Source organism: Streptomyces sp. NPDC060031 (genome assembly GCF_042736805.1).
Taxonomy (GTDB): Bacteria; Actinomycetota; Actinomycetes; order Streptomycetales; family Streptomycetaceae; genus Streptomyces.
In genome coordinates, this window is record NZ_JBHWVM010000030.1 from 41,602 (window position 1) to 51,952 (window position 10,351).

Genomic DNA, 10,351 nt, shown 5'->3' on the forward strand with positions numbered 1-10,351 from the left:
CCCATCCTGATCGGGTACCCATCGAATCAGTCCATCCGGAGGTCGACAGCCAACCTGCACAGGGCCGCCCGGTCGGACCGCCCGGTCTTGTGGATCAGGCTCGCCAGGTGTTTCTCCACCGTGCGCGGCGAGATGGAGAGCCGCCGGGCGATGTCCTGGTTGCCGGGCCGTTCGACCAGCAGCTCGAAGACCTCGTACTCGCGCGGGGTGACGCCGTGCGCCCGCAGCTCCGCGGGTATCCGGTCCCGCCCGCCGCGCCGCTGCGCCACCCTCGCACCGGCCTGCCGGATCATCGCGCGGCAGGCCCCCACCACCGGCGGCACGTCGAGGTCGTGGAAGTGCTCCTCGGCTATCCGCAGCCACCCCACCGGGTCGCCCCAGCCGTCCGCCAGCGCCGCCTCCGCGAGCAGCCGCAGGCCCAGGTGATGGCCGGTCGGGAACAGCTCGGCGCTCTGCCGCGCCGTGCGGACGACGGCCATCGCCTCCTCCGTCCGCCCCTCGCGGCCCAGCAGCACCGCATCGGCGAGCAGCAGGAATTGCCGGTTCCAGGCCAGTTCGGCCGCCGGGGTGGCCGCCACGGCGGCGTACTCGGCCCGGCCCGCGGTGCCCGCCAGCACGGCCAGCAGCGGGCCGAGACCGTACCGGCCGCCCAGGTAGTACATGCTCGGATGCTCGTCCTCCCAGGCTACCGAGGCGGCCAACTCGGCTGTCGCCAGCGCCCGGTCCTCCTCCAGCAGCGCGCAGAAGGCCCGGCAGAGGCCGAGCAGGACGGGCGTCAGGAAGGACTCCGAACCGTCGGCCCGGGCGAAGGTCAGCAGGTCGCGCTCCATCTCCCGGCGGCGGCCCCGGTGCGCGGCGAGCGTCGCCGAGGTGAGCAGCAGGTACCGGTGCGTCCCGAGGTTGCGCATCCGCGCGCTGGCGTCGAGGCAGCGGTCGATGATCTCGCGAGCCGTCCCGAGATCTCCCCGCAGGACGGAGTTCATCGCCAGCAGGCCCTCCACCCGCTGGGTCAGCACGATCGCGCCCAACTCCCTTGCGGCGTCCCTGGCCTGTTCGAGCCTGCGGGCGTCGCCGGTCCGCATGAAGGCGTTCCCACCCAGCCGCAGCAGCGCCTCGACCCGCCAGACCGGCAGGGCGTGCTGCTCGGCCACCGCCAGCATCCGCTCCAGGCAGGCGTCCGCCGCGTCGAAGCCGCCTTCGCGCGCCAGTAGTGCCAGCAACTGCCAGGCCTGACAGGCCACCACCGGGAGTTTCTGGCGCTCCGCCACCTCGGCCGCCTCGCGGGCGAGCTGTTCGATGTCCGCCGGCCGCCCACCCTGGCCGGGGAGCAGTGCGAGGTGTGCCTCGACCACGGCGAGTGCGGCGGTCTGTTCCGGCCGGCCGGAGTCTCCGAGCAGCGCCTTGGCGGCGGCCACCTGACGGATGGTGTCCACACTGCGCTCGGCGATCACGGCCACCCAGGCCAGCCGGGTGTGCAGGGCGCCGCCGCGCTCGCTGCCGAGGGCCGCCGCGCCGTGCTGCGGCAGGGTGGCGACCAGGGCGAAGGCGCGGTCGAGCTGGCCGGATTCGGCGAGGGCGTAGAGCAGCGACTCGGTGACCTCCGTCCGGTCCGGCCCGGTGGAGAGTTCGTAACCGCGCTCCAGCAGCAGGACGGCGGTGCCCGAGGCTCCGCTGGCCAGCGCCCGACGGCCCGCCTCGGCGTAGAGCAGCGCCGCACCGGCGGGGTCGCCGCCCGCGACGAGCAGCCCGGCGACCAGCCGGCACCGATCGTCGGAGAGCGCCGGGTCGGCCGCCTGCAGCGCGGCCGCGGCCCGCCGCGCGATGGCGGCCCGCTCGGCCGGGGAGACCCCGGCCAGCAGCGCCTGGGCGGTGAGGGCGTGCCGGAAGACGTACTCGTCGGCCGCCGAGGCGTCCGGGAGTACGAAGTTGGCCCGGGCCGCGGCGTGCAGCTGGTCGAGCAGCGCCCGGTCACCGTGCCCGGTGACGAGCCGCAGGGTGGAGAGCGTGAACCGGGAGCCCAAGGCCGCTGCGAACAGCAGAAGTTCACGGGTCTGCGGGTCGAGCAGGTCGAGGCGGTGCCCATAGCCCTGGACGACCGTCGCGGGGACCGTCCCGGTCAGGTCACCGACCACCACCCAGGTCCCCTGCTCGCAGAGCGCCCCGGAGCGGACCATCTCGGCCAGCAACTCCTCGATCAGGTAAGGGTTTCCGTCGCTCCACCGGACGAGCCGGTCGACCACCGCGCCAGGCACCCGCTGATCCGGCACACCGAGGCAGCCGGCCGCGATCGCCCGGGCCCCCGGCTCGTCGAGCGGCCGGAGGGCGACGACCGAGGCGGCCCGCCGCCGCTCGGCCGCACGGGCCAGATCGAGCGCGGGCCCGGGGTCCGGCCGCAGGGTGGCCACCAGCAGCACGGGCTGGCCGGCCAGATTGTCCATCAGGTACTCGACCACGGCGACGGTCTCGGAGTCCGCGTCGTGCAGGTCCTCCAGAAGCAGGACGCAGCCCGCCTCCCGGCCGAGCACGGTCAGCAGCCGCAGCAGCGCCTCGGCGAGTTCGACCACGCTCTCGGGGGAGCCCGGGTACGCAGGATTCCGCCATTCGGGGATCAGCCGGGCCAACGCCAGCCGGTACGGCCCGAGTTCCGGGTCCGCCGGGACGCCGCTGGTCCGGAACCGCGAGTGCAGCGCCTCGGCGAGCGGACGGAACGGCGTGCCCGCACCGGCCGAACTGCCACGACCTCGCAGGACCGGCAGACCCAGACCGGCGGCCTGGTCGGCACAGTCGCCGACCAGGCGGGATTTCCCCATCCCGGCCTCGCCCAACAGAAAAACCGTGTGACCGGCCGCTCGCTGAAGTTCTGTCAGGGTTCTGTAGAACAACGCGAGTTCGGCGTCCCGGCCGATGGTGACCGGCGAAGTGGTACGCATATATGCAGGTTACTGGTTCATCCCGACGATTCGACAGCTGCGAATCCGGCCACTCGGCGCAACCGCACGGGCATCGCGACGGCACCATCCAGCAGCATGTCCAACAGGGGACCGGCACCACGCAACGGGCGCGCCGGCTCCCCTACCTCCCCACCCAAATGGTTCTGCCACAACGGTTTCTTCCACCGGGCCGACCACAATTCACCGGCTCGTCGTTGGCCGGTCACCGGCGCACCGGCCAAGCCGGCCGCCACCAGGCCTGTCGCTCCTGACTACCGGCGTTCCTCGTCGGGCACCACGGGAATGGTCACGGTCGGCCACGGGCAGTTCGTGAGCGCGACACTCTGGTGCGCGCCCAGCAGGCCGGAACGGCGCCCGAGACCGCCGCCCGCGCGCAATCTGATCTCACCGGCCGGGTGATCAGCCGCGGTGCCAGACCGCGTGCCCGGCTGCTTCCACGACTGCACCAGATCGTTGGCATTCATGATGACAGGACTTCCTTTCCGGAGGGTTGCGCCGTCGGAACCGACGGACGTTCAGAAGTCGGCGGCCGCAGGAGTAGCGCCGAAGCTGTGAGGTCTGCGAAGCCGAGCCGCAGCAGGCCGTGGCCGATCCCGGCGAGGCCGGTCAGCAGGCCCGGGGTGGGCAGGGCGGCGGGTGTGCCGCAGCGGGGACCGTGCCGGTCGAGAGCCTCCAGCAGGGCGCCGGTCCGGCGGGCCAGCGCCCGGCCGGCCTCGGGGCCGGGCGCGGCGCCGAGCAGTTCGAGGATGCCGAGTTCACCGTGGCAGAGGCTGTGACCGGGCAGCGGGCCCGCCGAGGAGACCAGCCGGACGGCGTCCGCGACGGCCGCGGCCAGCGCGGGGTCCGCCATCGCGGCCGGGCTGTCGGCCAGCGCCAGCGCGACACCCGGCAGGCCCTCGCACCACGACAGTCCGGACACCCCCTCGGCGCGCGCCGCCGCCGTCCCCGTCACCGCCGACCGCAGTGCAGCCGTGCCGGCCGCCTCGTAGCGGGCTCCGCCCCCGGCCGCCGCGAAGCCGAGCAGCGCCCAGCCCACCCCGGCCGCGCCCGCCGCGAAGCCGGGCGTCGGGGGCAACGGCCGCCCGGCCAGCCGGGCCGCGCACACCTCGGCAGCCCGCCGGGCCTCGGCCGCGCCCGTGATCCGGTGTACGGCGAGCAGCGCGGCCAGGCCGCCGGCGGTGCCGTCGCGGACCCCCTGCGTGTCCTCCGCCTCGGCGGCGGCGACCGTGAGGGCCGTCGCGGGCGCGATCCAGTCACGGATCTCGGCATCGTCCAGCTCGGTGGCCACCCGGGCGAGCGCGTAGACGATGCCGCCCAGACCCGCGAAACCCCCCGACCCGACCACGCCGAGCTCCTCGGGCCGCGCCGCGAGCCGGTCCAGCAGGCGCGGCACCGGCCGCAGCACCCGGTGGGCCGCCTCCGCGTAGTGGGATTCCCCCGTCAGCGTGGCGAGTTCAGCCAGGAAGACAGCCGGCCCCGGGTAGCCGCCCGCCAGGTCGGCGCCTGCGGGGCCGACCCGCCAGTACCGGTCGCCGAGCAGTTCGAGCGCGAGCCAGTTCGTCCGGGCCGGGCCGTGGTGGGCCCGGCCCAGCAGCTGGTCCGCGATGCCCCGGGCGGCGGCGAGCAGCCGGTCACGGGGGGCAGCGATCCGCGCCCCTGGTCCGGCGGCCAACTGCGCAACCGACTCTGCGATCGGCGTACCGGTCCCGTGGGCGGGGGCAGTGGACCGGCTCGCCATCGCCGCCCGGACGATCCACTCCTGACCGCCGAGGCTGCCGGGGCTGTCGGTGTCGGCCACGTCCCGGTCCATCGCGCGGAGCCGGTCGGCCACCCGGTCCAGACCGGGGCGTTCAAGGGCGCCGGGCAGCCGTCGGCCCGTGCCGCTCCACAGGTCCACCGCTGCGGGCCTGGTGGTGAACAGCGGGATGTCGCCCTCCCATAACTCGGCGATCTCGTCCTCCAGGACCAGCGGCCAGCCCGGGTCGCCGAGGGCGTCCGTCCCCAACAGCCGCAGGATCGCGTCCCGTTCCGCCGCGTCCCGCAGGACATCGGGGTGGGTCGACTCGGTCAGCACCATCGCGTACAGCTGGGTGCCCCGCGCCACCACCCGCACCACGTCGTCGGCGAACCGTTGCAACAGGCCCTGCTCGCACAGCAGTTCGTCCCGGCCGTCCAGGATCGCGCGCCGCCCGGCGCGGAGCCCGGCGAGCAGCGCCTCGGCGTACGCCTCGGGGTCGGCGTCCACGCCGTCCAGCCGTGGGCGGTTCGCGGCGCCGCCCAGCGCACCGACCCGGCGGACGAGCCGCATCTCGTCGGTGCCCGCCGCCGCCCAGTCCACCACCTCCACCGGCGCCCGGGCGCCCGGGTCTCCGCCCAGGCCGGAGGCGTCCAGCGCCGTCTCGTCCCCGACCAGCAGATGCGGCAACAGGCCGGTCCGGAGCACCGATCCGGTCAGTACGAGCGCCGCCGGGTCCTCCTCCGACTCCTCCTCCGCGGCCACCGGCGCCGCCGGGCCGGGCGGGTGGAAGAGGGTCTCGATGTCGACCAGGACGGGCTGGTCCGCGCACGCGATCAGGTTCTCATAGTGCAGGTCGGTGGCGTCCAGCAGGTGGACCAGGGCGAGCAGTGCGCCCTGACGGTGATAGAAGCGCTCCACTTGCGTGCCCGTTGTGCAGGGCTCGGGCGAGACGTACTCCACCCAGCCGTAGTCGGACCGGTCCAGCAGGGCCAGCGTCCGCAGCCCGGGCGTCCCGGGCCGGGCGTTGAACCAGCCGACCAGTTCGTTGAAGTGCCGGTGCGCGCCGATCGGCCGCGGCTTGTACACCACCCGCGTGCCGTCGGCGAAGCGCAGCACCGCGACGCTGCGCCCGCGCCGGTGCCCGTCGCCGGCCGTCCGGTCGACCGCGACGAGCAGCCCGGGGTCGGCGCCGTGCAGCAGGGTCGCCACCAGTTCCGCGCGGTCGGCGCCGAACCGATCGAGCAGCTCCGCCAGCGCGGCCGCGGAGTTGACACAGCTCTGGGCCAATATCCTGGCGAGTACGGGGTATTCGTTGAACAGCCCGGTCATTCCCGCCCGAGTCGAGACCGTGCCGAGGAAGGAACGGAAGCGCTCTGACCCTGTGTCGCCCGAGAGCCGCCCGCCCACTCTGGCGACATGGAGTTCCAGGACCAGCGTCCGGGCCGCCAGCCGCCCCAACGTTGCGGCGAGCCGGCCTACGAACTCGCGGACGACAGGCGCGAGTTCCACCGGTATGCGGCCGACCGCCGAAGTCAGCCGCACTCCGGCCAGCTCGGCGAACGGCGCGAGAACGGCCGCGAACCCACTCGTCCCCGGCAGGTCACCGCCCGGCGCGGACGGCTGCGCCGACATCCTGGCAAGGGCCGTCTCGGTGAACTCCGCCCACTCCGGCCGCTCTCTGCACGGCAGTTCGGCGGGGTGAAGGCCGCGCACCCACCAGGCGGACACGACTAGTCCACCTCGGTCAATGACGCGCTCGTGACGATCACAGCCAGAGAGTGTCAGCCCACAGCCAAGTGCACAAGATTGCCTGCGGATAGCAAGGACCTCCCCCGGCGGGGGGCCACCGCACCCCGGCGATCCCCCGGGCCCCGCCTCCGGACAGCGCCCGGGCCCGGCGGTCAGGAGATGGGCGCCCACCATCCGCACGTCACGGGGAAGCTTCACCAAGGTCCTCGCCCAGGATGCTGTACGACCCGCGGCCTGACGTCGGCCCCGCAATTTAACCGCTGGTGTCGTGCCTGGGGCAGGGCTATGGTTCTACTCATCCGTTCCCGAGGGAACGGTGTTGGTTCGTTGAGAAGAAGCAGGAGGTGAGGACATTGATGACTGTCATGGTGACGGGCGCTGCCCGCATTCAGGAGTTCATCGTTTCCACCCCTGTGGTCTCCGGCTGACACCCACTCGACTTCCGCGCGCAGAGCGCGCCGCCGGGGCCACCCTTTGAAGGGTTCCCCTTGTTCAACGCTTCGCTCAACGCATCTTCCACTCCTGATGCTCAGCACGTTCTCGCCGCCTACGGCTGGGACGAAGGCTGGGCGGCCGAGTTCGCTCCGTACGCTGCGCAGGGTCTGGTCCCCGGCAGGGTCGTACGGGTCGACCGTGGCCAGTGCGACGTCGCCACGCCTGCTGGCGTCATCCGGGCCGACACCGAGTTCGTAGTTCCCCGTGATCCGATGAAGGTCGTGTGCACGGGGGACTGGGTCGCCGTCGATCCCGAAGGCGGTGATCCGCGGTACGCGCGCACGATCCTCCCTCGCCGTACGGCCTTCGTGCGGTCGACGTCGTCGAAGCGTTCCGAGGGCCAGGTGTTGGCCACCAACATCGATCACATCGTCATCTGTGTGTCCCTCGCGGTCGAACTCGACCTCGGGCGGATCGAGCGGTTCCTCGCCCTCGCGATGTCCAGCTCCAGTGGTGATGCGCTGCTGCACAAGTCGGCACTCTCCTGGGAGTCGGGCGCGCAGCCGCTCGTCGTCCTGACCAAGGCGGACCTCGTCCCGGACCCGGTGTCCCTCGGGTACCTGGTCCAGGACGTCGAGACCACCGCGCCGGGCGTCCAGGTGCTCACCATCTCCTCCCTGACCGGGGAGGGCACGGACGTGCTGGCCGCCGTCGTGGCGGGCGGCACGAGCGTGCTGCTCGGCACCTCCGGTGCGGGCAAGTCCACGCTGGCCAATGCGCTCCTCGGTACGGACGTCATGGAGGTCCAGGAGACGCGCGACGTCGACGGCAAGGGCCGCCACACGACGACGACGCGCAACCTCCTCGCCCTGCCGGGCGGCGGCGTCCTGATCGACACCCCCGGGCTGCGGGGCGTCGGGCTGTGGGACGCGGAGGCGGGCGTCGGGCAGGTGTTCTCGGAGATCGAGGAGTACGCCGGGTCCTGCCGGTTCCAGGACTGCGCGCACGAGGCGGAGCCGGGGTGCGCGGTGCTCTCCGCCGTGGACGCGGGGGCGCTGCCGGAGCGGCGGCTGGAGAGCTACCGCAAGCTGCTGCGGGAGAACCAGCGGATCGTCGCGAAGACGGACGCGAGGCTCCGCTCGGAGATCCGCCGCGACTGGCGCCTGAAGTCGGCGGAGGGCCGCGCGAACTACGCGGCGAAGCGCGGCCGAGCCTGACCCCTGCCGGGGGCTCGGCGGTTCGGCTTCGGCCGCGCCGGGCCCCCGTGCCGGTGCTCGGGGCGCCGGGCTCCGGCCCGGTGCCGGGCGGCTACGTCAGGCTCCGGCCCGGGCTGCGCCCGCGGTCCCCGCGCCTGGGAGGCGGTACCGCCCGCATATCTCAGCCCCGCCGGCGATTGACGCGCGGGTGCGGGGTCAGGGCTCGAGGCCCCACGTGAAGACCCGGACCGGGTGGATGCGGATCACTTCCGGGCTGAAGTGCGGGCCCAGCGCGTGCGGGCCGACCTCCAGCGTGGCGCGCCCGCGGATCTCCACGCCCCGCACGCGCCACGGCCGGGTGCTCACCAGGTCGTCCACGACCAAGGACAGCCGCGGGTTGGCGACGAGGTTGCGCCACTTCTTCGTCGTGCCCATCGCCATCCCGCCCACCAGGATCGTCCCGTCGTCCTGCGGGAAGAACCCCACCGGGTTCGCCTGCGGCTGCCCGGCCCCGTCCACCGTCGCCAGCCGGCCCAGATGCTGCGACCGCAGGTAGGCCAGCTCCGCCTCGCTGAAACCCTTGAACTCCGTCATGCCTCACACCCTCGCAGCCGCCGCACCCCACCGCATCGGCCGCCGGCCCTAGGCCGCAGGCCTACGACCACACCACCGCGCCCGCCCACGCCCCGACCACCAGCAGGCACGCGAACAGCTCCACCAGCACGCTCGTGCCCACCGCCCGCATCACCGCGCGGACCGAGGACCACGCCTCGCCGTGGGTGCCGAGGCGCCGGCGTTCGCACAGGTAGATGCCGCCGACGAAGCCCGGCACGGCTCCCAGCACCGGCACCAGTACGAAGCCCAGGACCGCGCCCGCACCCGCGTACGCCGTCATCCGGGGGGTGACCCCGACGCCGCGCAGCCGCCTCGGCGGGAGCTGCCACTGGACCACCTGGACCACCAGCAGCAGGGCCGTCGCCGACACCAGCAGGATCCACGCCGTCCCCGACCGTTCGTGCAGCGCCCACCACATCAGCCCCGCCCAGACCAGCCAGGTCCCCGGCACGCCCGGGACCAGCACCCCGAGCACCCCGAGCAGCATCACCAGCCCCACCAGGAGCAGCTGAGGCAGATCCATCTGTTCAGCCTGCCCGACCAGGGTCTACCGGGCCACCCAGCCCCGTTCGTACGCGTGCCAGCCCAGCTGGAGCCGCGTCGTCACCCCGGACAGCTCCATCAGGCCCTTGACCCGCCGCTGTACGGTCCGCAGCCCCAGTTCCAGGTGCTTCGCGACGCTCGCGTCCGTCATCCCCGCCAGCAGCAGGGACAGGATCTCCAGGTCCGTGATGTCGGGCCCGCCGTCCCCCTCCTCGGCGTGGCCCGTGGCGCCCAGCCGCAGCGGCAGCGCCTCCCGCCACACCGCCTCGAACAGGCCCATCAGCGATTCCAGCAGCCCCGACGCGTGCACCACCAGTGCCGCCGGCTCCGCACCCCGCACGGTCAGCGGCACCATCGCCAGCGTCCGGTCCGCGATGACCAGCTTCGTCGGAACCTGCCCCGTCACGCGGATGCGTTCGCCCCGGGCGAGCGCCGTGGACGCCTCCCGGATCCCGCTCGGCGTCGTCAGCACCTCGCGCTCGATGACCACCCGGTATTCGACGCCCCGTACGGCGGCCCGCTCCTCCGCCTCGTTGTCCGTGCCCGTGACCACCTGCGGCCGGCCGCTGACCAGCGCGCACACCTCCTCCACCGCGCCCAGCTGGAGCTGGTGGAAGCGGTGCGCCACCGCGCTCGCACCCGTCACGACCTCCACCAGGTCGTGCACCGCCGGCTCGGCCGCCTCCGCCCGGTACTCCTGCGCCAGCAGCGCCGCGGCCAGCTCCGCCTGCTCCAGCTCGTGCCGCTGCTGGGTCAGCAGCGCGCCCAGCGCCACCCCGGGCGGGGCCGCCACCCAGCGGCCCGGCCGCGCCGAGGACTGCGCCGCGAGCCCGTGGCGCTCCAGGTGCCGCAGGGCCCGCTCCGTCTGCGGCACCGGCAGGGTCAGCCGGTGGGCCAGGTCGGGCACCTCCGCCGCCCCCAGCGCCACCAGCGCGCGGTACGCCGACTCCTGGCCCTCGTCGAGGCCTATCGCACCCAACATCCGTCCACCCCACCCTTTCGACCGTGCCTGGCGGGAAGCGGCCACGGCGCAAACCCGCCTCGGACATCATCGCCGCACCCCCCGCGTCTCTGCCAAGGTGACGCCACCGCAGCACCAACATCCGCTGGCCAGAAGCCATTTA

General features: G+C 73.7%; 7 protein-coding genes. 1 reads left to right on the plus strand and 6 read right to left on the minus strand.

All coding sequences use genetic code 11. From position 1 onward, the window contains the following. Positions 1–26: 26 nt before the first annotated feature. The 3 genes from ACFWB8_RS16100 to ACFWB8_RS16110 form a co-directional block, all read right to left on the minus strand. A complete protein-coding gene (locus ACFWB8_RS16100; RefSeq protein WP_385226420.1) occupies positions 27–2,930 on the minus strand; it encodes an AAA family ATPase in 2,904 nt (967 codons plus the stop codon). Positions 2,931–3,202: 272 nt separating this feature from the next. Continuing rightward, complete coding sequence (locus ACFWB8_RS16105) at positions 3,203–3,415, minus strand: hypothetical protein (RefSeq protein ID WP_385226422.1); 213 nt, start codon at positions 3,413–3,415, stop codon at positions 3,203–3,205. Continuing rightward, positions 3,412–6,417, minus strand: a complete 3,006-nt coding sequence (locus ACFWB8_RS16110) for a type 2 lanthipeptide synthetase LanM family protein (RefSeq protein WP_385226424.1) — start codon at positions 6,415–6,417, stop codon at positions 3,412–3,414. Before ACFWB8_RS16110 ends, ACFWB8_RS16105 begins: the two co-directional genes overlap by 4 nt. Before the next feature lie 509 nt (positions 6,418–6,926). Here ACFWB8_RS16110 and rsgA point away from each other — a divergent pair. Further along, positions 6,927–8,090 carry a ribosome small subunit-dependent GTPase A gene (rsgA, locus tag ACFWB8_RS16115; RefSeq protein ID WP_385226426.1) on the plus strand — a complete coding sequence of 388 codons (1,164 nt, stop codon included), beginning with the start codon at positions 6,927–6,929 and terminating at the stop codon, positions 8,088–8,090. A 195-nt stretch (positions 8,091–8,285) separates the two neighbouring features. Here rsgA and ACFWB8_RS16120 read toward each other — a convergent pair whose 3' ends face one another. From ACFWB8_RS16120 to ACFWB8_RS16130, 3 genes are all read right to left on the minus strand, one after another. Beyond that, positions 8,286–8,663, minus strand: a complete 378-nt coding sequence (locus tag ACFWB8_RS16120) for a PPOX class F420-dependent oxidoreductase (protein WP_385226428.1) — start codon at positions 8,661–8,663, stop codon at positions 8,286–8,288. Between the two features lie 61 nt (positions 8,664–8,724). Then, entirely contained in the window at positions 8,725–9,207 is a 483-nt protein-coding gene (locus ACFWB8_RS16125; protein WP_385226430.1) for a DUF456 domain-containing protein, read from the minus strand. Between the two features lie 24 nt (positions 9,208–9,231). Continuing rightward, positions 9,232–10,209: a helix-turn-helix domain-containing protein gene (locus ACFWB8_RS16130; RefSeq protein ID WP_385226432.1), complete on the minus strand. Its 978-nt coding sequence runs from the start codon at positions 10,207–10,209 to the stop codon at positions 9,232–9,234. Positions 10,210–10,351 lie beyond the last annotated feature (142 nt).